We start from the raw sequence: 23,398 nt of genomic DNA, 5'->3' as shown, positions 1-23,398 counted from the left end.
TTCGAAGCGTTGAGGCGGAGACGTAATCGAAGGCATCGAGCGCTGAACGCGCGCGCGCCAAATCCGTGCCTCGTCCGCGAGTTTTCCATGTCGTAAAAAGGCGCAGTGCGGCAAAAGCCGAAATTGCCCAGGTCCGAGGCAAATGACGCCCAATTCGAACTGTGCAGATCGGCGCAGCTGCGCACCCAGAGGCACTTCGTGTTGGTCTGGGGAAAAATTGCGTGCTTATCCTACGGCTGACACTCCATCAGCGGATTAAGCAACGCGAGCGCTGCTGATTTATTTGCGCGTGGATCATCAAGGGCGAGGCGTGACACTGCTCTGGTTGGCAGATGAAGCGTGGGCGGCGATTGCGCTGTATCTGCCTAGGATTCAGCTTAGCATCCGGCTGGCGTAGCCGAAATTGATCCGCCGCCCACGATCACGCCGCCTATCGCCGCACCTGCCAACACCTTTAACGACTCCATATCGCGCGGCCCCCCATCGAACCTCCGCTATCGCCGCACCCGTAAACAAGCCCTTGCCGAATCGTTCTTGATTTGTTCTATTTCACGCATGGACAGCATCGACCCGACCCAGATCACCGATGCGCTGCTCACCTCGGCGGGATGGGCGCGCGTTGGTCTGACTGCCCCAACCGAACACATCCGGGAGCAAGCGGCCAAGGAATTGGCCCTGACGATCTGCGAACGGATCAACCCCACGCCGATCATCGACCACAATCAGCTCCGGCTACCCCTGTGAAGTGGGACGAGCCACATTTACGAAGCTGGCCGACTTCTGCCGTCACGACGCCAATCTCGCCTGTCACTGCCGTAGCTGTGGGCGAGTTGGTGTTGTCCATCGTGAACGGTTTGCGCGCTGGTGTTTCCTCCACAGAAAACCGACCGCGCTTGAAGTCCTCCCGCGTTGGTTGCGGTGCTCGCAATGTGGCGGCCGACCCGCAATGATCTCGCCCACGCCAAAGGCGCCGACATTCCCACGTTGGGGTGAATCGGAGGATGAGTGGAAACGGCTTCACCGTCGGCTGAGGGGGTGACGGAACGTTGAAACGTCGCAAGAATGGGGGCACCAATCGCGGATGATAGTAATCGCACGGTCCATCATTCTGGCTGGGTTTGCGCTCTCAGCCTGCGGGGCATCGTCCAGTATGCTTGAAGAGGTTGAAGCGCGGCGGTCGCTGGAGAGGGTACTTCCTGACGCCAGTACGGCCCGCTTCCAGCAGGTGCGATCGGTTGAGGCCACCGCCTCCAACGGAAACAAGGGCCGCATCATCTGTGGCGAGGTGAATTCTACGAACAGGCTCGGGGCGTACGACGGCTACAGGCGGTTTGTTGCCGTCCCTAGCGAAGGCTTTGCGACGATTGACCCACGCGCAGGGCCGGGTTCGTCAACAGAAGCGATAGGCTTGCAAGCCGGGTTCGACAGCTTGTGGCCGGCATGTGAAGGTAAGTCGCTGGTGCCGCCCAAGCTGACGGCAGGCGGTTGCGATCCCGCAAAAGCGGAAAGCGTCGGCCTCTCCTGCAAAGAGTGACGTGACCGCCCGATTAGGAACGGCCAAGCTGTAGTTCATGCTGCCCCGAGGCGCTGCACACGATTGATCGTTTGCATGATGTCAGCGGCAAATCGTCGTGGTGTAGTGGCAATCCGTCCCGGCCCGTTCTTCTCCAACTCGGCAACGCGGGCGGTCAGCGCCTCGACCTTGGCGGCTAGCTCTTGGGTATCGCTCATAATCTATTCTCCATTTCAACTCTGATTGAAATCGGTGCGCGTTCCCGGATCAGTCGGCTGAGCCGATGAACGAACCGGCGGCGCGCCACGAAGTCAGATCTGGCAGCAATCAAGCTGTCCCTCCCATCTTCTCGCATCCATCGTTCCACCACACGCCAGTCGGTGCCGTAGTGCGCGACGATGCCGCCCCATCCCAATTCAATGAATCGAGCGCGGAAATCGGCAGGCTTTTTCCTCGGTTTCGGCATGTCAAATCGTGCCCAATCTTTGATAGCGGCTGAGCTTGCCTGGCATTTCCTTCACCACCCGTGTCGCCGCAGCCTGATCCATCTGGGCCGCCTGATTGAGGATCAGGCTACTGAGGTCACGTGCGAAGCCGGTCGGGGTGACGCTATTTCGCGCATCGACGCTGATGTGAAAATGACGTTCGCCCGCAGATATTGGCGCACGGGCCGCTTGCATGTTGGCCCCGGTGGGGATGGCTACCTGAGGAGCCGGCATCACAAAGCCGCCATCCGCAAACCGGGGGATACGGTCAGCGTTGATTGCTTCCAGCATGGCGCCATGCTTAGCGGCTGAAGCGGCGTTCACGATGAACTCGCCGTTGGACACCCGCGCAAGGATGCTGTCCGAACGACCGGTGCCGGCCCCGCGGATTTGGCCCCCCTCTGCGAAACCGAACACCCGACCGATCCCGCCAAGAAAGCGACCCAACCCGTTCGCACCATCACCGGCTACAAGCCCGTTGCTGCCGCCAGCACCAGTTTCACCCGCATTCAGACCCATGGACTGTAGGATCGGTGCAATCACCGCCTGACGGATGGCGATACGGGCTATGTCAGCAATGATGCTGGTCGCCATGTCGGAGAAGGCGTCTGATACGCTGCGTGTGCCGCTCAGAACGTCTGCCAACCCATCTTCAAGCGACTGAAGCCCGTTGGCCTGGACGCCTTCAAGCGCGCGATCCATGTCTCCGACGGTGCCGCGGACGCTATCGGCATAATCGCTGAGCGGACCCTGATAGCGCCGTTCGAGCGCCTTCCGTTCGTTACCAAACCGCTCGTCCTGCCCGGCAATCCGAGCCTGTGCGTCGCCAATGTCAGAACGGGCCGCGGCCTTTGCTTCGGGCGTCGCGTTCGGATCGTTGAGGATGCGCTGGCGGTCGGCAATGAGTTGTTCTTGGTCTACACGCTCCTGCTGCTGAGCGAGGGTTAGCAGACGCTGTTCCAGATCCAGCCGATCGCGGGCTGTCGCTGCAAGATCGATCTGCGACCGCACCGTGTCCTGGGCGTTGCGATTGCGCGCCTCTACCGACTGATGTTCACGGCGCAGAGCAGCGGAGGTGCGTTCCTCCACCTCAATATCGCGCCGACGAATGACAGCGGCGCGTTCGGCAGCCTGCGCGAGGCTGTTCAACGCGATAAGCTGCTTCTTCTCCGCGTCGGTCAGCCGCTTGTCGCTGTCGATCCGATCGGCTGCCTTCTGCCGGGCGTTGTCCACACGGTCGAGTTCAACCCGAGCTGCGTCTTCGGCAGTCTGAGCTTCCTGTTGACGGGCGCGCAGGATGTCCTCTTCCAGCCGCGCCTGTTCCTGGGGAAAGGTATCAGGGTTGAGGGGGCTGCGCTTGGTCTTGCCCTTCTTCGCGTCTGGCGTAACCGGACGCGTCGTTTGCCGTTTGGCGAACGGATTGAGCAGGATGTTGCCGTTCTCGTCGACGGGGTTCGGTAGGAATGCCTTCAGCCTGCGCTCGTGTTCGCGCGCACGTCCGTACTCGGTCGACGAGTCGAAGCCGCGAACGAAGTCACCGGAGAAGTTGGTGGCCGCGATGCGGGGTGTCTGTTGCCGCATCAGGAGGCCACCGAGGATCGGCACCTTCGAAGCGAAGCCGTTGCGTATTCCGGTCCCGGTGTCGTTGATCGCGTTGCCCAGCTTGGCAGCGGCGCCTGTCACGCTGTCGACCACGCCCAGCAGCGACGCGATCGTGTCGCGGGTGTAATTGGCCTCGGACCGAATACCCCCAAATACGCCCTGGGCTTCCGTCAGCAGAGGCTCGAACACGCCTTTAAGGCCGTCGAACGCGGCTCGTGCTTCGATGCCCGACGCAGCAGCGGCATCTTCCAGGGTGGAGAACGTCGTAGTGCCGTCCGACAGGAAGTTGAGCAGCGCCTGGGAGAACTGGCCGCCTCGATCGAACCCACCAAAGGTGATGATCGCCGCATTCTCGATCCCCTGCATTGCATCGCCAAAGGTCGTCGGCAGTTTTTTGAACTCGGCGTCAATCTGGGCGTAGATCGCAGGATCGTTGAGGACAGCGAACAGCTGCTGGGCAGAAACCTTGCCCTCGTTCACCAGCTTCCGCAGCCCGCCGATCGACGTGCCCAGACCTTGAGCGAACAGGCGCGCGACACGGGGCGACGCTTCCACCACCGAGTTGAACTCTTCGGCGCGCAGGATGCCGCCGGCCAGTGATTGGCTGAACTGACGGGTAGCGTTCGCGGCATCCTCAGACGAAGCGCCGCCGATCTTCAGGCCTTTCGAGAACGTCTCCGTGGCACGCGCGGCTTGCTCTTGACTGCCGCCCAGATCCTGCGCTGCCCGGATGAAGTTGCCGTATAGTTTTGTGGTCTCTTCCAGCGACGTGCGGGTCGATAGGGCAATACGCCGGGTGTCCTCCAGACCTTTGCCGAACGTGCCGAACTGCGCCGTAGCAAGCTGAAGCTGCGCTTCGATCTGTTTGGAAGCATCGCTGAGGCCAGACAGCTCCTTGGCCAAGGCGGCGACGCTGACCGCGCCAAGAGCGGCGTTCAACTTGCCCGAGAACTGCGAGGCGCGTGACTCCATGCCGCCGAGGCGACGGTCGAGCACGCGCTGGGCATCAAGCAGCTGCCGTTCGAGCCGGTCTGTTCGAGCTAGAAGCTGAATGACGGTCTGGTCGACGATCGTCGTCATTGACCGCTACCCCGCAGGTGGCGGCGTATCGCCTCCATCGCCGCGGCCTGAAGGAAGTCGGCCACCTCGCGCCGCTTCTTCTCGATCGCCGGGCGCATGAAGGGGCGCGCCTGCATCTTCGATGTGCCGTTCTCAAGGTCCGTCGAGTAAGGCGCCTCCGAGACGATATCGACGTCTAGCGGGGCACGACGATGCATCCGGATATTATCTGCCAGAAAATGCGTGTCAGCATTAGGCGGCTGGCCCGGAGTCGAGGGCACGTGATTGCGGCCCGATACGGCACCCTCAGTAATGCTGATCTGCGCCTCGACCACGATCTTTTGCGCCGCGACCTCCATGATCCGGGCGACGTCGCGCTTGATCGCTGCGGGAAGGCCACGCAGCCGCTGAGTAAACGGCCGGGCCATCAGGCTGCGGTCCGCTGGTACACGTCGTAAGGAATACCTTCGACGCATGCAGAGAGGATCAGGAACGCCATTCGCCAGCGATCAACCAGCGGCAGGGGGTAAACGTCCCGCTTCATCCAAGCGTAAACGTCGTACTCTTTCCACGTAATCTGTCCATCGGTGCTGCCGCCACCACCGAGCAGTCCCATAACAATGATGGTGTCCAACTCCGTCGCAGAGAATGCAGCATATCCCGGCACGCCCTCATTTTTGCCTTCAATAATGGCACGCCCCTGTAAGATGCGGGCATATGCCTCGCCGATCAGGATCGGGCGGCGATTGCGGTCCCAAGCGTTACCGTCGGGATGAGGTCCGCCGCTCTCCAGCGCCGCGAATTCTGTTGGCCCCAGCTTGAACTTGAAGGTGTCATCACCAAGCGGGAGATTGATGGACGTGTGCACGGGCGGCTCCTTTTCGAAGCGGTTGTGCCGGTAGAAGTTGGTGAGTTTTACCGCCGTTAGGCACCTCGTTGGCGTTCCCGTCGCCGGTTCAGCTTCAATATTGATAGCAATACGAGACCAACTAACCCACCACAGTCCGGTCCATCACATGCCGGCGTCGACGGCGACGCTGCTGGTGAACGTAATTCGCTCGGGCTGCTTTCAATTCCTGCTGGCCCTCTTCTAGAATCCAGCGGCGGATGCAGCGCCAGTTGCAGCGGTAATGATCCTCCAGGGCGCGATCCCAGCCCATCTCGATGTAGCGGTCACGAAAATCACGGGGCTTTGGCCGGCGCGGGCGTTGAAGCCCAGTCTCGTTGCGAGGCGTTGTTCGGACTGGCACGTCTGGTGAGGTAACCGCCTATAGGCAAGTGGATTACCGCCGCCACGGCTAGGTCTTGGTGCCTGCTTGCCACCGCAACCCCCAGCCGAACCGCTCGTCAAGCTCTCGTTGATCGGCGAAATATTCAACCTTCCGCATGGCCGTTAACTTACCTCGGTCGTTCTCCAGTAGCGCGATTGCGCATATGCGACGGTCATTGCGGCCTGCGTCTATGCGAATGTCGATGGAGGGCTGTCCTGGCATCGTCAAAAGCAACGACGGAGCAGCGAGTTGCCAGTCGGGCACGCCGTCGTACACGTTGATGAAGACTAAGATGCGTCTGATCGCTTCCCAATGCTCGCCGTTGATGCGCAGCGCCTCGCCAGCACCGTCTCCGCCAGTCCGATCGTCACCGCACAGAAGGACAAAGGGGGGCACATCAAACGCACCAAGCATATTCCCAATAGCCTGGACCGCGCCTTTCCGACCATCATTCATCTCGATGAGGCAGCAGAGATCAAGGTCGATGCCCTCGTTTTGCTCTTGCCGGCCGCGTCGCCCTCGCGACCAGTTAAGGGTGGCTAGAAGTTCACCGAAGCCCGTCTCGCCGGGAACTAAGGCTACAGCATCATCGGCTTCATCGAGCGAAACACGTTCGAAATGCCGGGCGGCGGGAGGCGATGGTTCTACCGGTTCGTCAGCCACATCAATTCCGAAGGATCGTGCAAGCGGGGCAAGGCCACCGTTGAACCCTTGACCGACAGCCCGGAATTTCCATTGTCCGTCCCGACGGTAAGCTTCGGCCAATATCATGGCGGCTTCGGTCGCCTCGGCAAGCCATGGGCGAAAGCTCAGCGCGGGTGTGTTGCCATCGGCGAGTACTACTTCGGCGCCTTCAAGCAGCGCTAGGGTGTGACTTTTGCTCTGTGCTTCATCGATAGTGAGGCAGAACGCGATCTTTTGAATCGCGTCAGGTAACGCAGGTAGATCAAGCTTGAAGCTGCCTTGATCGGCAGGATCGAAGCGGATTGCGCCACCCGCACCAACTGGCTGGTTGTAGAAGATCATATCCCCATCATCGCGGACTTTGCCGGAGGCGGTCAGCAAGTAGGCTGAAACGTCTGCTTCAACGCCACGGCCTTCGGCTCCGCTCCAGCGAAACCGAACCATCGGGCATGATGCTAATATCGGGGCATTGCCGCCCTGCTGCATGTTCTGCATTGCTCGCCGTTCCCTAATCCGGACCTGCTGGACAGCTTGATCACGCCAACTATGCAGACAGTGACCGTGTCGGCCAAGCCGCAACACCATCCTCCTTCAGTTCTGCCGGGCCACATTGAATGCCAAATCCAGCCCGAAGCTCATGTCTCTCCACCTTGCGAGCCGGAGCCCTTTGCGCCAGCTTGCTGTGGTGAACGAATTTGCAGAACGCGGCCGGCTGAAAAGCCTCATTGACTATGTTGAAGCGACCGAGCGCGATCGGCTTAGCGTCGCTTGGGACGTTGCAGATCATCGTGGTTTTCGACGTTTCCGGGCCGATGCCATCAAATTGCCTGGCGTTCACCTCGACGTGCTCGATGGCGACGATCATCGGTGGATGACGGTGGAGCGACTGGTCCGCTGTCCACCGCCACCTATTGACGATGCTGAGTTGAAAATTTGGGCCGACGTCGGCACCGACCCTAATCAAGTTCCTGCGTTGAAGGATGAGGCTCAGAACGCAGCCGTCAAATCCTCATTCGATGCACCGATCAGCGGCGATGGTCCTCATACAATGCGCCTGATAGATCACCCACGGCGTGAAGAATTGGTGGCGGCACTTGGAGCATATATTCGTGAGCGCTGGAATCCGTGGGCGCTGGAAGAGCGGCCGCGACGATCATCGATCGAACTTTATAACGCTTTGTTCGCTCTCCGTCAGCAGCTTGACGGCGCAGGCGAGCAGCCAGTTGAATTAGTATGGGGTATCGGCATTGCCCGTTGGCGGCAGGCCGCTGGTGACTTGCGCTATCCGCTGCTCATAGCAGCAGTGGAGTTGGCGCTCGATGAAGTAAGCCATGCCATCCAGATCCGTCCACGTAGCGAGGCGCCACCCGGAATTGAAACGGACGCGTTAGACCTTTTGCAGGCAGATGGGTTGAACGCCTTTCGAGCCACAGCCGATAGTTTCTTTACCGGATTGGAAGGCAATGGACTGTCTCCATTCGATGAAGCCAGCTTTGCACCCGTGCTGCGCCGCGCGGTGGCGCTCCTTCATGCTGATGCCTGCTACCTGCCTGATCTCGGTGATCGCCGTGCGCCGGATAGTGATACGCTCACCGTGGACGATGGCTGGGTGCTATTCGAGCGGCCACGCCGCGCAACCCAGTTGATGGACGATCTTCGGCGCTTTCGTAGCGCCGTTGATGCCCTAGGTGATGCCAGCGCCATTCCGGCTGCGGTCCGCGTTCTGCTTCAGGCACCTGATATGTCGGTTGCCGACGAGAGCTACCCACCAATGCGGGGGGTATCAACGATACCCGGCGTTACGTCGGCGGACGGATCAGGTGATGACCTGTTTTTCCCAAAGCCTTTCAATCGCGAACAGGTGGAAGTCATCCAACGGCTGTCTGCGCGACCTGGCGTAGTTGTACAGGGACCACCGGGAACTGGCAAAACTCACACCATCGCCAACATTGTCAGCCACTATCTCGCCATGGGCAAACGGGTACTGGTTACCTCCCAGAAGGCACCCGCGCTCAAGGTATTACGTGACAAACTACCTGAGGCGGTTCGCCCGCTCGCGGTCAGTCTACTGGAAAGCGACCGCGATGGATTAAAGCAGTTCCAAGAATCGGTCGACATCATCGCTGATCGGCTTCAGCGGACGCGAATCGGCGAGGCTCGGCAGCAAATACAGGAACTAGACAAACAAATTGACGGCCTTCACCGAGCGCTTGCCTCGATTGATCATGAGGTTGACGCGATCGGGCGACAGGCAATGACCCCCGCCCTCGTTGACGGTGCATTAGTTGAGCCTGTTGATGCAGCAAGACGCGTGGTCGCAGCGGGTGACAGAAGCAGATGGATTGTCGATCCACTTGATGTGGTGTCGGCGCACGAGCCTGATTTCGACGAAGACGCCATTGCGCGGTTGCGCACTGCCCGTAAGGAAGTTGGCGGTAGGCTGGAAGCTTTGGAGTTGCCGGTTCCACCAGCCAACTTGCCGTCAAGCGGACAGGTGCTAGCCCTTCACGACACGCTGATCGAGGCGGAGGCGCTTCGCCGCGAAATCAGTTCAGACGCCGACCTTGTACATGGCACCGACGTCGAGGCTCTTAAGGCATTAGAGCGGACGCTTGACGCGTTTGCCACGCAGCAGGCTGCTATCGCAGATGCAGGACTAGGCTGGTCAAATCCGGTGCTCGCCCGGCTCCGGTCTGACCCAGATGATGCCGCAATAGGAGCTTTGAGCGGGTTAGTGGGACAGGTCGAGCACATGGTCGGCGAGAGCCGCCATTTCCTTACCCTGCCCGTAGCCGTCAAAGCCGACGCAATTTCCGACCAAGGGTTCCGGGATGAACTGGCTAAGCTTGCGCGTGGAGAGGAGATGGGGCTTTTCCAATCCATCTTTGCACGCCAGACGAAAGCATGGCTGTCGGAGGTGCGTGTTGCGGGGCGCGCGCCGGCTGACACAGCCGCTTGGGTTGACGTTGAGCGATATGTGCGGGCGTTGGACGACGCTGATCGCCTTGCATCCATCTGGAATCACGCGGCTGTGCATGCCGGACTAGATCGGGTAGATGTTCAAGGGCTAGCTGGTGCGGATGCGATGCGGCGGCAGCTAGGCCAACTCGACCGAATTCGTGGGATAATTGCGGCTGAGGAGGAAGCGAACGCCGAGGTCCGCCGCCTTCTGCCGAGCTGGAGCGGAAACATAGCTGGGGGCACGGACGCGCTGCGCCGCGTGTTGAACCAGCACCACCGTCGATTAGGACTGGAGGCCGCAAGTGCGTCTCTTCAGGCCGTCAGAGATAATCTGGCTGCGGTACCTGGGTCGTTTGGCCAAGCTCTGCGTGCAGTCATTGGAATGATTGGCGAAGGGACCGCCGATCGGGAAGATATCGATGCGCGGTGGTCTGCCTCCCTCAACGATGCGGCCGAACTTCATGCTTTGCAGCCTGCGTTCGCAGTCATTCGTCAAGTCACCGCCGCAATCGAGCGGAGTGGGGCCGGCCACTGGGCGTCACGATTGCGACATGAACCTGTGGATGGCGTCGAAGACAATGCCACGCCTGGCGACTGGCGGACACGTTGGACTCTACGCCGGCTATCGACGTGGATCGACCGCATAGACGTACATGGCCGATTACGCACATTATCGGAGGAGAGAACGGGGCTAGAGGAGCGACTGCGCCGCTCCTATGAAGAGGCGATCGAGACTCGCACTTGGTGCCGCCTCGCTGAACAAGCAACCGATCAGGTCCGCTCGGCGCTCGCTGCATACGCTCAGGCAATGCGCAAGATTGGAAGAGGCACCGGCATTCGAGCAGGTCGCCACCGCGCTGATGCGCGTGCCGCCGCCGATCGAGCCAAGAACGCGCTGCCGTGCTGGATCATGCCCCATTACCGCGTATCGGAGTCGTTGCCGGCAGAGCTTGGACTATTCGACTTGGTGATCGTCGATGAAGCATCGCAATCGACTGTTGCAGCACTGCCGGCGTTGCTCCGTGCGCGGCAGATATTAATTGTTGGCGACGACCGTCAGGTCAGTCCAGACGCGGGCTTCCGCCAAGAGGCTCGGCTTTCGATGTTAGCCGAACGGCATTTGGGCGGACAGGTGGCTGACTACCGGGCAACCATGCGCGAGGATCGCTCGCTTTACGATCTGGGGACGGTGGTCTTTGCCGGCGGCGCGATCATGCTCAAGGAGCATTTCCGCTGCGTCGCGCCCATCATCGAATATTCGAAGGCGCAGTTCTATAGCCACCAGCTCGTACCGCTTCGTTTGCCATCCGCATCCGAGCGCCTCGATCCACCATTGATCGATATCCTCGTTGAGGACGGGTACCGGAAAGGCAAGATCAACCCACCCGAGGTCGACTGCATCGTCGATGAGATTGGCCGAATTGCCGCCGATCCAAGTATGTCCGAACGCAGTATCGGCGTCACCACGTTGCTGGGTCAAGAGCAGGCAGGCGCAATCATGGCGGCGATTGAGCAGGTGCTGGGCGCAGAAATCATGATCCGGCACGATATTCGGGTCGGTGAGCCGGGAGCGTTTCAGGGCGACGAGCGAGACATCATGTTTGTGTCACTTGTCGCGGATCGTGACAGTTCCGGGCTATCGGGGCTCGGCTATGAACAGCGCTTCAACGTAGCCGCTTCGCGCGCGCGGGACCGCATGATCTTGGTTCGATCGGTTCAAGCAGAGGATTTGCGTCCATCCGATAAGCTCCGCCGTAGCCTGATAGAGCATTTCCAAGCCCCATTCGCGGGTGAGAGCACGCTGGTTCAAGATCGTCGCGCACGGTGTGAATCTGGATTTGAGCAAGCGATGTTCGACAGGCTGGTGGAGCGAGGCTATCGCGTCGACACGCAGGTTCGGGTCGGAACCAAGCGGATTGACTTGGTGGTTGAAGGTGCCGACGATCGCCGCTTGGCAATCGAATGTGATGGTGACGCCTTTCATGGACCGGATCGCTGGCCTGAGGATATGGCGCGACAACGGATGCTGGAGCGGGCCGGTTGGAGCGTTTGGCGCTGCTTCGCCTCGCGCTTCGTTCGGGAGGAGGACGCGGTTCTAGAGGAACTCGTCGGAGTTTTGGGAAAGCGGGGAATCACACCCGAACTTGACGGTGAAAAATTCAGGTCTCGCCACACCGAGTTTCGTCGGTGGCGTAGCGCGCCGTTATCAGGCGGAGAGCCCGTTCCATTAGCTTGGTTGATGCCGGCCGATCCCTTCTGAGGCAGACGGCGGTGCCGAATGGGCCAACGGATCGCGTCCGTCACGTGGCAGAACCCAAGCACCATTCCCGTCCCGCTCCACACCGGCGATGCGGATGATGTGAATGTCTTCGTTATCCGGTGGCGCAGGCTGACCTTCGGCCACGATCACGACTCGACGAAAGCCACGGTTGGACGGCTGCATCTCCAGCGCAGCCAGTCGGCGCGACAAGTCACGCATGAAGCGGCTCCCCGAAGTGGAGGTGCCGGTTCCACGACCCAGCCGCATCATCCTTCGGGTGGATGCCCGTTCGCTGATAGTCGACCCGCTTGGGTCCGTCCGGTCCGGCGGCGACAAGGTTGTAGTAGCCGATCATGTCGCCGTCCTGCTGCTCGGGTATGATGTCCCACGGCATCAGCAGAAAACGGCGTCCGCTCTGGCGAGGCTGCTTCGCCTCCAGCGCAGCCAAGCGCCGGGTCAGAGCCGCGGTCATGCGTATAGGTCCGCTGGCGTCATGCCGGCATAGACGCGCTGGAGCCATGCCTCGCCCGTATGCTCGACCATCTCGCGCCAGCTAGCAAGGGCGCCGGTGATCGTGCCGCCACTAGGCACACCGTCTTGTCGCAACTCGGCTTCGTACCGGTCGGCCGCAGCATCGAGTTCAGCTTCGGTCATGCGCGGGTCTGCGTCACCGGCGCGTTCCAGCCGGGCAATGCGGTCTGCGATCCTCATTTCGCCCCCCGTGCTTCCAGTGCTTCAAGGCGTTCCACGATCTCGGCTGTTTCGATCGCCCGCCGGTGCTGTTCCATCAGAGCAGCGAATGCCTGGCCCTCAGACGGGGTCAGGTCGCCTCCGGCCACCGCGTCCAGTACCGCCCCCAGCACCGCAGGGTGATCTTTTGCGCCTCCGACCGGTGGAAGGTTGAAGGCGAGAGGCCGATCCTTGCGAGGCGGAACCAACCGTTCGAGGCAGAGCCGCATGGCTACGGGGTCGCCCTCCAGCGCTTTGTCGATCGCCACGCGGGTCAGCTTCTCTGCCTCACCGTCAAGCAATGCCTCGGCCGCTAGGGTCGCTTTGCTCCGCGCACCCTTGGGTTTGCCGGGGTTGCCAGGCTTGAAGCGGCCGTCCTCCGTTTTTTCGGTTGGGTTACGGGGCTTGGTCATGCCCCTGTGTAGGGCTGTGGCCGCCTCGACTTTACCGCCGCCATGCTGAGCCGCAGGCTGCCCGCAGGAAAATGAGTTGCGGGTAGTGCGGGTGACGGCGGGTATGTTTCCAGCCGCCCTATAGGAAGTGTCACCTGACAGTTTCCACGCGACGACTGGGACAATACCCGCAGATACCCGCACTACCCGCAAACCTCACGCCGCTTTCACCACCTGCCACGTCCGCTGCTTCATGTGGGCATCATGGTCTGCCACCAGTTTGAAGCCTGCGACGATCCTGCCGGCATAGCTGCCGAGGTATCGCCCGAGCCGACGAGTATCGATGTCGCCGCGGCGGTCGTCAGCGACGTCGATGAGTGCTTGGCGCAGGTCGTGGTGCAGCAGGTTCTGGAACGGGTCCATCTCCTGCGTCACGCCCTTGATGCTGGACGCAGTGTGGATCCGCGACCCGGTGGCCTGATACCACGCGCTGAACAGGGCGCTAAGCGCGCTGGTGACCGGATCTTCGGCGCGCGCCTTCTCCATCGTCTGGAGGGGATCGACGCAGCCGAGCCACACCAGTGCGGAGCGAACCAGCCGCGACCAGTCTTCGAACGACGCCAGCGCGGGCAGCGTGTCGGGGCAGCCGGCTATGACATAGGCCCGCACGATGGTGAGTGCGGCACCGATGTACTTGCCACGATCCTTTATGACGGCGGCGAACGGGTTGCCCGAGAACTGCCGCGTCTCCGGTCGCTCCATGTTCGGGTCGAGCGAACACAGGACAACGCGGCGGGTCATGTCGCCCACCAACTGGATGTTGTTGCCGGTGGCGAAGCAGCAGGCGCGACTGGGCACCTTGACGAGCGTCGACGTACCAAGGGGGCGGACGTTGACCATGGGCCGCTCCACGAGCTGGCAGAGGAAGTCGCCGCCGAGTTCGCCGTTGACGTTGTCGATCGGGACCAGTGCCTGGCCGGCGAGGATCGCGGAGGTCAGCCGCTTCTCGGTTTCCTCCTCGGTCCGCCCCGCCGACATGACGGGGGCCCGTTCGCCGGTGCTGATCGCCGAGGCGATGTCGACGATGTAGCTCTTGCCCGACCCTGGTGCAGTAGCGGTCACCGCATGCATCGGAGACACCGCCATCGCACCGCGCACGACGGGCGTGATGAGCGCGGACAATGCCACCGACCGGCTGGCCTCGTCCACAAAGGGGAAGTCAGCCAGCAAGGCCGACAGGGTGGCGAGCGCCTGAACCGCATCGTCACGCGACGGTTCGTCGGGCATGGCGGGAAGCACGGGCGGGTTGAGCAGCACCAACTGCGTCGCCTCGTCATACCCGGCCTCGCTCAGGATGCTGCCGTCAGGCCGCAACGTAGGCGTGGTGATCACCCCTGCCAGGCGCGGGAACGTCCATTCGCCATCACGGGACAGGATCGTCTTCGCCACGGCGGCGGACGGATCAGTGGGGACGTTTGCCTGCTTGCGGCCGTCGAACTTCTCCCATGCCGCCGCACGGCCGAGATGGTCCAACATGGCACCGTCCTGCACCTCGACGAGCCGGGCGAGGCTCACGGCCAGGCCGCGGGCATCCTTGACCTCGTCGATGACGGGCCGCACGATGGAGCCGCCGCGGATGTAGAAGGGGGCACCGGCCATGATCAGCGCCCGCTCGCCCTTGGTGGCGACATTGTGCATGTCGCCCGCGGTGATCGCGATCGTCGGCCGGATCGTGCCCGCGACGGTGTTGGGCGGCATCTGGGTGGGCGAAGCGTGGATTGCAGCAGCGGCAACGCGCTTCGCGAATGAAGAAGCGGTCATGCTGCCGACTCCTGAAGTTCCTGGTTGAAGTCTTTGCAGGGCGCGGTCGGATAGATGATCCGCACCTCGCGCCCGGCCATCGTGAAGGCCGCTGCCGCCCTGTCTGCCGCGCGCCGCCCTTCCGCATCGGCATCGGCGCCGATCACGACGGATCGCGCCTCGTCGGGCAGCCACATGCGGTGCAGCATGCTTTCCCCGGGCGCGGCCCATACGGCGGGAGCCCCCATCTGGATGAGGGACAAACCGTCCTCCACGCTGCCCGAGGTGACCACGTCGCCGCCGCAGACATCGCCGAGACGAACCGCGCCGGCCGCCACCGAGCCGAGGGAGAACTTCACCTTGCCGTCGTTGCTCGCGGCCTTGCGGCCGTCACCAGTCAGATAGATCCGCTGGATACCGACCGGCTTGCCGTCCTTCCCGCTGATGATGGCGATGAGTGCCGGCATCGGTGCAGGGCCGTTTGCTTCGAGGACGGCGCTGTTCTTGGGCGGCGCCAGCATCGCGAACCGCAGGCACGGCGGCAGGGGCATCGTGATGGCACGGTGACGCAGATAGGCATCCGCCGGTGTGCCCTCGATCGGTTTGGACCCGTCGATGATCCGCAGCGCCGCCGCCTGGGTGTCGGCCTTGGGCTTGGCGTTCGGCTTCGGTTGCGAGACCCGCCCGGATGCCGCCTCGCCACTGAGGATCGCGATCGCCTCTCGCAGACCGACACCGTGCAGCCGCCGCACGAAATCGATGACATCGCCCCGGGCTTCACACCCGCAGCCGAAACATTGAAACCGGCGGTCGTTGGCGAAGATGGTGAAGCTGGGCGTCCCGTCCTCGTGGAAGGGGCAGCAGGCGGACCACCCCTCCCACGTAGCCTTCAGCTTGACGCCTGCGGCCTGTGCGATCGACGAGACGGAGCAGCGGTTGCGCACGTCCGCGATCATGCGGGTGATTTCCTCATTGGGGCGGGTCATGCGCGAGCCCTCCATGCGGACCTGCCGAGCGTGCCAGTGACGAAGCGCATCTGCTCCCACAGCGGCTGTTCGGCCATCGGCAGTCCCATGTCCTGCGAGATCGTCAGCGCCGCCATCTGGGCACGCGCCTTCGTCGTCGTCGGACACAGTAGCCATGTATAGCGCCAGCCGCCGGCGTGACGCTCATAGCCCTCGACACGCCACTGGCGGGCGTTGACCTGACGCAGCACGACCGCACGCTGGAGCCCCGGCTGGAGCTTGTGCACCGCGGTCATGCCTCACCCCCGATCGATCCGTAGAGGATGTGATCGAGCGAAGAACGGCGGCGGTACCGCTGCCGCCAGAACGCCTTGTCCGACGGGAAGGCGTTGAGCGGACGGACCGCCTCCTGATACCCGGCGACGAACACAGGCAGGCCGGTCAGCTCAGCGAGCTCCACGGCATCACCCGCCGCCGCAGCGAAGGACGTGACGCCCGTCCCGCACGACTCCAGCGAGCCGCGCGGAACCTCCGCGCCCTGAACCACGACGTGCCACTGGTCAGCGTTCAGCTGTTCGACCACCAGCGCGCGGACGATGACGTTGGGGAAGGTGGCGACGGTCATGCCGCACCTCCTGCCCGGTGGATCACCGCCGCCGCCTCATTGAGCGCTTCCTGCTCCTCGCTGGCGGCCTTCAGCGCTTTTGCGGCCACCGCGATCAACAGCATCCGTTCTTCTTCGGTCAGGGCGCCGCGCACGCGCACGATCATGGTCGCGATGGGATCGACCACGTCGGCCCAAAATCCGGTTTCGAATTCCGCGGGCATGTCCTCGGCCAGTCGGCCGATCATGCCGAGCAGCGCACCTTTCGCCTGGATTGCCATCATCATGCCGCAGCCCCGAACGCCAGCGATGCGATGATGCGGGCGTACCACGGTGCAACACCGGCCATGCTGATGACCTGTTGAACTCGACGTTCGGTGAGGCTATTCTCGTTCGTGCTGTTGTTGAAGTAATTCGTGGAGACCTGCACCGTTGGCGCGGTGCGGGTCTTTCGCGTTTTACGGCCGCGTGCCGCCTGCTTTGTGGACATGGCTGATCACGCCGCGATCGACTGCGAGGTGGAGCGAACGCGACGTTCCGCCTTCCATGCCTCGATGTCGGCGACGTCGTAGGCCACTTTCCGGCCCGCTCGGATATGGCTCGGTCCGACCCCAAGAACACGCCAGTTCATCAGCGTCTTGGGCTTAACGCCGATCAGCGGCGCGGCTTCGTCGGTGTTGAGTAGTTTGTGCATCGTGCCTCCTGGCACCGCGGGATTGTCCGGGTGCTGGGAGGATGATGAGAGGGGTGCAGATCACGAAAAACTGAGCACGAAAACTGACATCGTCGATAATTTCATGGGGTTTTCAGGGTTCGAAACCGAGCGCGTATCTGGTTCTCTATCGTGTTAGCAGTCGCCCGCGCCATCTTCCTGTAATCCGCCTGAGCTTCGAACCAACGGAAGAGTTCGGCGGCCTCATGACTTACGCGCTGGCATGTTTCGCCGGCGGATATGCGGCGCTCGAACTCGGCCAGAATAATGTGCATCGAGCTCGGTCGCCCAGGCGCTCCGCTATGATCTGACACGCTGGCTGGAACTGCGGAATTCGAGTCCTCGCGTTCTAAATTCTGTACTTCGTCGCGGGGGAACCGAAGGTCGCGAAAGAGCATCTGGCCCCCCAGCTTCGGCTCACGGTATAGTGCTCCGCCATCCTCCACGATCAGCTCGGCGTTTTGGAATGCTTCGAACGGTACCACTTGGCGCTCGCCACCTCCGGCCGGAACACCAGTGACACGAATCTTTCCTGCAACGCAGGCAGCCTTCAGCGACTTGTTCGCATCGTCTTCACACCAGCAGTCGATCGGCTTAGAGCCGCATTGGCAAAAGCGCTGTGCGATTGCCGTACTCAGGCCGACGCGGATCGCTGGCCATGGGTTTGCACGGCTGCCGACGTACCGATCTATTGATGTCCGTTGTTCAGCCACCGCGGCCTCGTCCACGGATGCGAACCAGATTATCGTCTCTGGTAATGTCCACTCGCCTAGCGCTGAGTTCGGAGACACAGTCACACCACGATCAGTCGACGTACCGAACACATGGTCAGCGAAATCCTGCCATTCCTGAGGCAGTTCGCTGCCGAAATGGCGACCGCGGTGTTCCAAGAGGTGCTTGCGAATGGCACTCAGGTCACCTTCGCAAATCCATAGGTCTGCGCGGTCGAAATCGCGTCGCAGTTCGTCGTCCCAGACGTTGAGGGGGATATACTTACCGGTCAGCACGGTGTGGGTGCTGTTCCACATGTTGCGGCCGAAAAACTTTTCGGCATCGATCTCGACGAATCGGCCATCGAAATCCGTCCATACGGGGAGGGTCCCTGTAGATAGGCCTGCTTCAACTATGCGTTGAGCAGCTTCCCCCAAGTATAGGTTTCGCAAATAGGGTTCGCGATCGTCGGGATTGTGAAAGCTCATCCCGGCAACGAGTTGCGACATACGGAACCAAGTGGGCGTTGCCCGATCACGATCGGTCACGGTCATGCGTCTGCAAAGATTCTTCAGATCCTCGACGCACTCGTTCAGCTTGATCGCTCCCGGCATCTTGCCTGGATGGCGCACTTTCCGGCTTGGTCCTTGGTCGTACACGCGCCCTCCGCAGAGCGTCCGCATTGTGGAAGGGGCGGCAGACTGGGCGGAATCCAGCCGTTCGGGAGCTACCCTAGCCGCCCCAGCATCACGCCCGCCGGGTGGCGAGCGGGATCACGTTTGTTTCATCGGTCTCAGCTAAAATTTGCCGAAGATGTTCGCTCCACGCATTAAGCGCAGCACGCTTCTCGTCCCGCCAATCGTGTCGCTGGTAGATTCCAGCTACGCCAGAGCGAGAACCACCGACGTGGTTCAGGATCGCCTCGGTCACCTCGAATCGTACCCCCAAGCGCTGCATGCCGGTTGCCAGCGTGCGGCGCAGATCATGAAGTCGCCAAGGGGGCAGGGCGTCTTTACCGCCGGCTGCAACGATCGCGTCCAGCTTCTCCTTGCCCTTGGAATGCGCGATGAACGCGCCGCCCTTCGATGTGGTGAATACCGGCCCGCGTTTCGGCCATTTCTCCCCACGCGCGAATCCATCCAGCTCGGCAATGGCGAGGTCGCTGAGTGGGACGGTGTTGGGCTCAGCGTTTTTGGTTCGCGATCCCGGTAGGCGCCACAACCGCGCTGACCGATTGATCTCGCTCCAGTCGAGCCCCGTCACCTCTTCGCGCCGTTGGCCGGTCAGAATCAGCAGGCGGACAATCGGACCGAAGCAGCGATGGCACGCGGGGGCGGCATTCCACACCCGCCGTAATTCTTCGTCCGATAACCAACGATCGCGCGCTCGTACCGGTGGCGGCACTTCCATACCCTCCATCGGGGAGCGCTCCAGATCGCCGCGGGTGATCGCCCAGCGGAACAGCCGCCGGAGGATTGCAAAGACATTGCGCCTGCCGGCTTGCTGGTCCGGGGGCATGGCATCGAATATTGCCACCACGTCGGCGCGTGTGATTGCTGGCAGTGCTTTCTTGCCCAGCACGGGCTTCACGTGGAGGCGCAGCGACCGCTCGACCAAGCCCCGCCACCCGTCGCCCTTGCAGGACGCATAGAAGCGATCGGCATAGGCGCTGAACGCCAAGTCCACGGCTTCCCGGCGGCGCTTCTGTTCGGCCTCGGTCGGGTCGGTGCCTTGGGCGACAAGGATCGCCAGCCGTTCGGCTTCAGCGCGTGCGGTCGTCGGCGTCCAGGGTGAGCCATGCGAGCCGATGGAGTAGCGGCGGGTCTTCGCCTCGCGCCCGCCCATGCGATACTGGAATACATAGGACAGGGCGCCGGCCGGGGTAATCTTAACCCCGAACCCCTTCAGGTCTTCATCCCACAGGAACGCGGCCGACGGCCCCGAGCGGAGCGCATCGACCGTCCTCTTATTGACCTTTCCCGTCGGCATTTCGTGCCCCGCCAGCAATCACGTAGCAATCACCGTAGCGGGAAGCGGGGGGAACATCAAGGAAACAGCGGGAAGTCGAATGCCCAGCCTACAAGGGGCGGGGCATCTGTAACCCGCAGCCTAGCGTCGGATATACCTGAAATACCAGACCTCGTGACCCTGGCGACGGGCCTTGCGCTCGTAGCGGGTTTCGGGCCAGTCGGCGGGACGCTCAAGGAAGTCGCGCGGGGTCTGCGCCTGCCAGACGAAGTCGGTGCGCGCGTTCATCACCATCATCGACCAGCGACAATAGGTAGGATCGTCGGTGCCGAGGCGGAACTCGCCGCCGGGTTTCAGCTTGGCGGCGATCGCGTCGAGCGGGCCGTGGTTCATCATCCGCCGCTTGGCGTGGCGCGCCTTGCGCCAGGGATCGGGGTGGAGGAGATAGACACGCTCCAGGCTGGCATCGGGCAGGCGCTCGACCACCTCCAGCGCATCGCCCATGTGCAGCCGGACATTGGCGAGATCGCGGTCGCGAATATGGCCGAGGGCGCCGACGACGCCGTTCAGGAAGGGTTCGCAGCCGATGAAGCCGGTGGCAGGCGCCGCCTCGGCCTGTCCGGCGAGATGCTCGCCTGCCCCGAAACCGATCTCCAGTTGCATCGGGCGATCGTCGCCGAACAGCGTGTGTGCGTCGATGGGGCCGGTTTCGGGCACGCTGAAGGTGGGCAAGGATTCCTCGACCAGGGCGGCCTGGCCCTGGCGAAGCTTGTGGCCTTGGCGGCGGCCATACAGGCGGCGGATGGCAACGGGATCGTTCATGGCCGCCGCCCTTAATCCGATGATGCGCCGGAGCAAAGTGGCCGCACCGGCGGTTGCATCGCCGATCGGACAGTGACGGGCGGCGATCAGCATCGGGAAGGACGGCGATGGGCAAGAAGAAGGATGCCAAGAAGGCGGGCAAGGCGCTGCTGAAGGCGGATACCGAGGCGACGCACGATGTGGCGCAAAACCGCGATACCCTGTTGGTGCGGGTGGCGGGGGGCGCCAGCGAGATTGCGGATCAGCCGCCGTTGATCGCGATCTCCGTCGTGACCCTGGTGGCCGGCGTCGTGCTGCGCCGGCCAGTGCTGGCGCGGACGGGCGCGCGCATGCTGACCGCGCATCTGATCGCGACGGGCATCAAGAGCGCAGTGAAGCGCAGCGTGGTCCGGGCGCGGCCGAACCATGCGGAAAAGATTGGCAAGCCGGTCTTCGAGCCGGGCAAGAAGGATACGCCGCCGCTCAACTCCTTTCCGTCGGGGCATACGGCGGGCGCCGTCGCCGTGGCCAACGCGGTTGCCCGCGACGCGCCGCTGGCGGGGCTGGCGACGCAGGGTGCCGCCGGGGTCGTCGCCGCCCTGCAACCGCCGCGGGGTACGCATTATGTCAGCGATGTCGTGGTCGGCGGCGCGATCGGCTGGGTGTCGGAACGGGCAGCGCGGCTGATCGTCGACCGGTGGGCGCCGAGGATCTGGCGGCGCATCGCCAAATGACCGGATAGCAAAAGGGCCCCGACCGGCTGGCGGTCGGAGCCCTTGCGTTCAGCGGTCGGGGACCGTGGTCAGTCGGCCAGTTCGGCCTTCAGCGCATCGACCAGATCGGTCTTTTCCCAGGTGAACAGCGCACCCTCCGCATCGCGGCCGAAATGGCCATAGGCGGCGGTCTTCGAATAGATCGGCGCGTTCAGCTTCAGATGCTCGCGAATACCCTTGGGGGTCAGGCGAACGAGCTTGGGCAGCGCATGCTCCAGCTTCGATTCCTCGATATTGCCGGTGTCGTGCAGGTCGACATAGACCGACAGCGGCTCGGCGATGCCGATCGCGTAGGAGAGCTGGATGGTGCAGCGCTTGGCGAGGCCGGCCGCGACGACGTTCTTGGCGAGATAGCGCGCGACATAGGCGGCCGAGCGGTCGACCTTGGTCGGATCCTTGCCCGAGAACGCACCGCCGCCGTGCGGCGCGGCACCGCCATAGGTGTCGACGATGATCTTGCGCCCGGTCAGGCCGGCGTCGCCATCGGGGCCGCCGATTTCAAAGAGGCCGGTCGGGTTGACGTAGATCGCCTTGTCGTCCGGCAGCCAGCCCTCGGGCAGAACCTCGGCAAAGACGCCCTTGACGTAGTCGCGCAGCTTGGCCTGGCCTTCGGGGTTCGACAGGTCGGCGGAATGCTGCGTCGATACGACGAGGGCGGTGGCGCGGACGGGCACGCCCTGTTCATATTGCAGCGTCACCTGGCTCTTGGCGTCCGGCTCCAGGAAGGGAGCAGCGCCGGAGTGACGGTCGGCGGCCATCTTTTCCAGAATCTTGTGGCTGTAATACAGGGTGGCGGGCATCAGGCCGGGCGTCTCGTCGGTGGCGTAGCCGAACATGATGCCCTGGTCGCCGGCGCCCTCGTCCTTGTTGCCGCTCTCGTCCACGCCCATCGCGATATGCGCCGACTGGGCATGGAGGTTGTTCGAGAAGTCGAAGCTTTCCCAGTGGAAGCCGTCCTGCTCATAACCGATGCGCTTGACCGTCTCGCGCACGGTACGCTCGATCTCGTCGAGCGCGCCATCGACCCAGGCGCCGTTCTCGAACACACCCTTGCAGCGGATCTCGCCGGCCAGCACGACCTTGTTGGTGGTGGTCAGCGTTTCGCACGCGATGCGCGCTTCCGGGTCCTTGGAGAGGAACAGGTCGACGATCGCGTCGGAAATCTGGTCGGCGACCTTGTCGGGATGGCCTTCGGATACGGATTCGGAGGTGAAGATGTAGGAACTGCGCATACCCGTCCTCATAAGGATATAAAGATAGCTTTATATGTGCGTCTAACGACCGCGGCGGCGGATGGCAACGGCGATGGCGAACAGGGCGATGGCGACCAGCGCGGCCAGGAGGTTGCCCAGCCGGGCAAAGAGTGTCGGCGGCAGGGCGGGGGGGATCGGCGCCTCCGCCGCGCCCGCCGTCTCATGGGGAATGCGGGCGACGACGCGGCCGTCTGCGGCGATGATCGCCGAGATGCCGGTCGGGGTGGCGCGGACCACGGGCAATCCCTCCTCGATGGCGCGCAACTGCGCCTGCGCCAGGAACTGGGGCGGGCCCCAGCGGCCGTACCAGGCGTCGTTGGAGGGGTTGAAGATCAGGCGCGGGCGATGGGCGCGGTCGACGACCTCGCCGGAGAAGATAATCTCGTAACAGACCTGGATACCGATGGCGCCGTAAGCGGGCCAGTCGAGCGATGCCGGGCCGCGACCGGGTACGAAGTCGATATCGCCGGGGACGAGGCGCGCGAGGCCAAGCGGGGTCAGCAGCGAGGACCAGGGCAGATATTCGCCAAAGGGCACGAGATGCGCCTTGTCGTACCGGCCGGCAATCCGCGCCTCCGGCGTGATGGCGAGTACCGAGTTGCCGGCGCCGTCAATATCGCCGCGCGCGTTGAAGGTCAGCGTGGTGGCGTTGGTCATCACCATGTCGCGCGGACCCAGGATGCTGGCGATGCGGCGGCGGGTGTCGACCGGCCAGCGGCGATCATAGACATAGGCGGGATAGCCGTTTTCCAGCAACTGCTGGAGCAGCCCTTCCGGCCAGACGATCAGGCGGGGTACCGTGCCGGGGCGGCCCGACCCGGCGATGAGCGCGTCGAGGGTGTAATCGCCGGCATC

The 23,398-nt window shown here is 62.8% G+C and carries 23 protein-coding genes; 3 read left to right on the top strand and 20 right to left on the bottom strand.

Annotated elements, in window-relative coordinates; genetic code table 11:
- Nucleotides 1-555 precede the first annotated feature (555 nt).
- A complete protein-coding gene (locus tag OXR08_RS09060) occupies nucleotides 556-744 on the top strand; it encodes a DUF6771 family protein (RefSeq protein ID WP_267349384.1) in 189 nt (62 codons plus the stop codon).
- Between the two features lie 825 nt (nucleotides 745-1,569).
- Here OXR08_RS09060 and OXR08_RS09055 read toward each other — a convergent pair.
- The 5 genes from OXR08_RS09055 to OXR08_RS09035 all read right to left on the bottom strand — a co-directional run bounded on the left by OXR08_RS09055 (nucleotide 1,570) and on the right by OXR08_RS09035 (nucleotide 7,109).
- On the bottom strand, nucleotides 1,570-1,731 hold the full coding sequence (locus tag OXR08_RS09055) for a hypothetical protein (RefSeq protein ID WP_267349383.1): 162 nt from the start codon (nucleotides 1,729-1,731) through the stop codon (nucleotides 1,570-1,572).
- Between the two features lie 249 nt (nucleotides 1,732-1,980).
- A complete protein-coding gene (locus OXR08_RS09050) occupies nucleotides 1,981-4,680 on the bottom strand; it encodes a tape measure protein (protein WP_267349382.1) in 2,700 nt (899 codons plus the stop codon).
- Nucleotides 4,677-5,087: an HK97-gp10 family putative phage morphogenesis protein gene (locus tag OXR08_RS09045; protein WP_267349381.1), complete on the bottom strand. Its 411-nt coding sequence runs from the start codon at nucleotides 5,085-5,087 to the stop codon at nucleotides 4,677-4,679. Before OXR08_RS09045 ends, OXR08_RS09050 begins: the two co-directional genes overlap by 4 nt.
- On the bottom strand, nucleotides 5,087-5,527 hold the full coding sequence (locus tag OXR08_RS09040) for a hypothetical protein (protein WP_267349380.1): 441 nt from the start codon (nucleotides 5,525-5,527) through the stop codon (nucleotides 5,087-5,089). The genes OXR08_RS09045 and OXR08_RS09040 overlap by 1 nt, the downstream gene beginning before the upstream one ends.
- 430 nt (nucleotides 5,528-5,957) lie before the next feature.
- Entirely contained in the window at nucleotides 5,958-7,109 is a 1,152-nt protein-coding gene (locus tag OXR08_RS09035) for a TerD family protein (protein ID WP_267349379.1), read from the bottom strand.
- Nucleotides 7,110-7,299: 190 nt separating this feature from the next.
- On the opposite strand from OXR08_RS09035, the gene OXR08_RS09030 reads away from it, so the two are divergent.
- On the top strand, nucleotides 7,300-11,835 hold the full coding sequence (locus OXR08_RS09030; RefSeq protein WP_267349378.1) for an AAA domain-containing protein: 4,536 nt from the start codon (nucleotides 7,300-7,302) through the stop codon (nucleotides 11,833-11,835).
- Nucleotides 11,836-12,046: 211 nt separating this feature from the next.
- Here the strand turns inward: OXR08_RS09030 and OXR08_RS09025 are convergent, their stop codons facing one another.
- The 13 genes from OXR08_RS09025 to trmB all read right to left on the bottom strand — a co-directional run bounded on the left by OXR08_RS09025 (nucleotide 12,047) and on the right by trmB (nucleotide 20,538).
- Nucleotides 12,047-12,307, bottom strand: coding sequence for a hypothetical protein (locus OXR08_RS09025; RefSeq protein ID WP_267349377.1), 261 nt, complete (start codon nucleotides 12,305-12,307; stop codon nucleotides 12,047-12,049).
- Nucleotides 12,304-12,546, bottom strand: a complete 243-nt coding sequence (locus tag OXR08_RS09020) for a hypothetical protein (protein WP_267349376.1) — start codon at nucleotides 12,544-12,546, stop codon at nucleotides 12,304-12,306. The genes OXR08_RS09025 and OXR08_RS09020 overlap by 4 nt, the downstream gene beginning before the upstream one ends.
- Nucleotides 12,543-12,977 carry a DUF5681 domain-containing protein gene (locus OXR08_RS09015; protein WP_267349375.1) on the bottom strand — a complete coding sequence of 145 codons (435 nt, stop codon included), beginning with the start codon at nucleotides 12,975-12,977 and terminating at the stop codon, nucleotides 12,543-12,545. Before OXR08_RS09015 ends, OXR08_RS09020 begins: the two co-directional genes overlap by 4 nt.
- 195 nt (nucleotides 12,978-13,172) lie before the next feature.
- Nucleotides 13,173-14,777: a hypothetical protein gene (locus OXR08_RS09010; RefSeq protein WP_267349374.1), complete on the bottom strand. Its 1,605-nt coding sequence runs from the start codon at nucleotides 14,775-14,777 to the stop codon at nucleotides 13,173-13,175.
- Entirely contained in the window at nucleotides 14,774-15,742 is a 969-nt protein-coding gene (locus OXR08_RS09005; protein WP_267349373.1) for a CHC2 zinc finger domain-containing protein, read from the bottom strand. The genes OXR08_RS09010 and OXR08_RS09005 overlap by 4 nt, the downstream gene beginning before the upstream one ends.
- Complete coding sequence (locus tag OXR08_RS09000; protein ID WP_267349372.1) at nucleotides 15,739-16,017, bottom strand: hypothetical protein; 279 nt, start codon at nucleotides 16,015-16,017, stop codon at nucleotides 15,739-15,741. The genes OXR08_RS09005 and OXR08_RS09000 overlap by 4 nt, the downstream gene beginning before the upstream one ends.
- On the bottom strand, nucleotides 16,014-16,346 hold the full coding sequence (locus tag OXR08_RS08995; RefSeq protein WP_267349371.1) for a hypothetical protein: 333 nt from the start codon (nucleotides 16,344-16,346) through the stop codon (nucleotides 16,014-16,016). Before OXR08_RS08995 ends, OXR08_RS09000 begins: the two co-directional genes overlap by 4 nt.
- Entirely contained in the window at nucleotides 16,343-16,606 is a 264-nt protein-coding gene (locus OXR08_RS08990; RefSeq protein ID WP_267349370.1) for a hypothetical protein, read from the bottom strand. The genes OXR08_RS08995 and OXR08_RS08990 overlap by 4 nt, the downstream gene beginning before the upstream one ends.
- Nucleotides 16,607-16,608: 2 nt before the next feature.
- Complete coding sequence (locus OXR08_RS08985; RefSeq protein ID WP_267349369.1) at nucleotides 16,609-16,815, bottom strand: hypothetical protein; 207 nt, start codon at nucleotides 16,813-16,815, stop codon at nucleotides 16,609-16,611.
- Between the two features lie 6 nt (nucleotides 16,816-16,821).
- Complete coding sequence (locus tag OXR08_RS08980; RefSeq protein ID WP_267349368.1) at nucleotides 16,822-17,019, bottom strand: helix-turn-helix domain-containing protein; 198 nt, start codon at nucleotides 17,017-17,019, stop codon at nucleotides 16,822-16,824.
- Nucleotides 17,020-17,120: 101 nt separating this feature from the next.
- Nucleotides 17,121-18,362, bottom strand: a complete 1,242-nt coding sequence (locus tag OXR08_RS08975) for a hypothetical protein (RefSeq protein ID WP_267349367.1) — start codon at nucleotides 18,360-18,362, stop codon at nucleotides 17,121-17,123.
- Nucleotides 18,363-18,495: 133 nt separating this feature from the next.
- Complete coding sequence (locus tag OXR08_RS08970) at nucleotides 18,496-19,737, bottom strand: site-specific integrase (protein ID WP_267349366.1); 1,242 nt, start codon at nucleotides 19,735-19,737, stop codon at nucleotides 18,496-18,498.
- A 120-nt stretch (nucleotides 19,738-19,857) separates the two neighbouring features.
- Nucleotides 19,858-20,538 carry a tRNA (guanosine(46)-N7)-methyltransferase TrmB gene (trmB, locus tag OXR08_RS08965; protein ID WP_267349365.1) on the bottom strand — a complete coding sequence of 227 codons (681 nt, stop codon included), beginning with the start codon at nucleotides 20,536-20,538 and terminating at the stop codon, nucleotides 19,858-19,860.
- 107 nt (nucleotides 20,539-20,645) lie between these two features.
- Between trmB and OXR08_RS08960 the strand changes: the two genes are divergently transcribed.
- Nucleotides 20,646-21,251: a phosphatase PAP2 family protein gene (locus OXR08_RS08960; RefSeq protein ID WP_267349364.1), complete on the top strand. Its 606-nt coding sequence runs from the start codon at nucleotides 20,646-20,648 to the stop codon at nucleotides 21,249-21,251.
- Between the two features lie 68 nt (nucleotides 21,252-21,319).
- Here OXR08_RS08960 and metK read toward each other — a convergent pair whose 3' ends face one another.
- Nucleotides 21,320-22,522, bottom strand: coding sequence for a methionine adenosyltransferase (gene metK, locus OXR08_RS08955; protein ID WP_267349363.1), 1,203 nt, complete (start codon nucleotides 22,520-22,522; stop codon nucleotides 21,320-21,322).
- Nucleotides 22,523-22,564: 42 nt separating this feature from the next.
- On the bottom strand, nucleotides 22,565-23,398 hold an 834-nt coding region (lnt, locus tag OXR08_RS08950), incomplete at its 5' end, for an apolipoprotein N-acyltransferase (protein WP_267349362.1).

Source organism: Sphingomonas sp. GM_Shp_2, from assembly GCF_026540875.1.
Lineage (GTDB): Bacteria > Pseudomonadota > Alphaproteobacteria > Sphingomonadales > Sphingomonadaceae > Sphingomonas > Sphingomonas carotinifaciens.
This window is presented reverse-complemented; position numbering and strand designations above follow the sequence as displayed.

Excerpts from the sequence above, each read along its gene's own strand:
- OXR08_RS09060 (WP_267349384.1), top strand. The coding sequence starts at position 556 with ATGGACAGCATCGACCCGACCCAGATCACCGATGCGCTGCTCACCTCG.
- OXR08_RS09055 (WP_267349383.1), bottom strand. The coding sequence starts at position 1,731 with ATGAGCGATACCCAAGAGCTAGCCGCCAAGGTCGAGGCGCTGACCGCC.
- OXR08_RS09050 (WP_267349382.1), bottom strand. The coding sequence starts at position 4,680 with ATGACGACGATCGTCGACCAGACCGTCATTCAGCTTCTAGCTCGAACA.
- OXR08_RS09045 (WP_267349381.1), bottom strand. The coding sequence starts at position 5,087 with ATGGCCCGGCCGTTTACTCAGCGGCTGCGTGGCCTTCCCGCAGCGATC.
- OXR08_RS09035 (WP_267349379.1), bottom strand. The coding sequence starts at position 7,109 with ATGCAGAACATGCAGCAGGGCGGCAATGCCCCGATATTAGCATCATGC.
- OXR08_RS09025 (WP_267349377.1), bottom strand. The coding sequence starts at position 12,307 with ATGACCGCGGCTCTGACCCGGCGCTTGGCTGCGCTGGAGGCGAAGCAG.
- OXR08_RS09020 (WP_267349376.1), bottom strand. The coding sequence starts at position 12,546 with ATGAGGATCGCAGACCGCATTGCCCGGCTGGAACGCGCCGGTGACGCA.
- OXR08_RS09015 (WP_267349375.1), bottom strand. The coding sequence starts at position 12,977 with ATGACCAAGCCCCGTAACCCAACCGAAAAAACGGAGGACGGCCGCTTC.
- OXR08_RS09010 (WP_267349374.1), bottom strand. The coding sequence starts at position 14,777 with ATGACCGCTTCTTCATTCGCGAAGCGCGTTGCCGCTGCTGCAATCCAC.
- OXR08_RS09005 (WP_267349373.1), bottom strand. The coding sequence starts at position 15,742 with ATGACCCGCCCCAATGAGGAAATCACCCGCATGATCGCGGACGTGCGC.
- OXR08_RS09000 (WP_267349372.1), bottom strand. The coding sequence starts at position 16,017 with ATGACCGCGGTGCACAAGCTCCAGCCGGGGCTCCAGCGTGCGGTCGTG.
- OXR08_RS08995 (WP_267349371.1), bottom strand. The coding sequence starts at position 16,346 with ATGACCGTCGCCACCTTCCCCAACGTCATCGTCCGCGCGCTGGTGGTC.
- OXR08_RS08990 (WP_267349370.1), bottom strand. The coding sequence starts at position 16,606 with ATGGCAATCCAGGCGAAAGGTGCGCTGCTCGGCATGATCGGCCGACTG.
- OXR08_RS08985 (WP_267349369.1), bottom strand. The coding sequence starts at position 16,815 with ATGTCCACAAAGCAGGCGGCACGCGGCCGTAAAACGCGAAAGACCCGC.
- OXR08_RS08980 (WP_267349368.1), bottom strand. The coding sequence starts at position 17,019 with ATGCACAAACTACTCAACACCGACGAAGCCGCGCCGCTGATCGGCGTT.
- OXR08_RS08975 (WP_267349367.1), bottom strand. The coding sequence starts at position 18,362 with ATGCCGGGAGCGATCAAGCTGAACGAGTGCGTCGAGGATCTGAAGAAT.
- OXR08_RS08970 (WP_267349366.1), bottom strand. The coding sequence starts at position 19,737 with ATGCCGACGGGAAAGGTCAATAAGAGGACGGTCGATGCGCTCCGCTCG.
- trmB (WP_267349365.1), bottom strand. The coding sequence starts at position 20,538 with ATGAACGATCCCGTTGCCATCCGCCGCCTGTATGGCCGCCGCCAAGGC.
- OXR08_RS08960 (WP_267349364.1), top strand. The coding sequence starts at position 20,646 with ATGGGCAAGAAGAAGGATGCCAAGAAGGCGGGCAAGGCGCTGCTGAAG.
- metK (WP_267349363.1), bottom strand. The coding sequence starts at position 22,522 with ATGCGCAGTTCCTACATCTTCACCTCCGAATCCGTATCCGAAGGCCAT.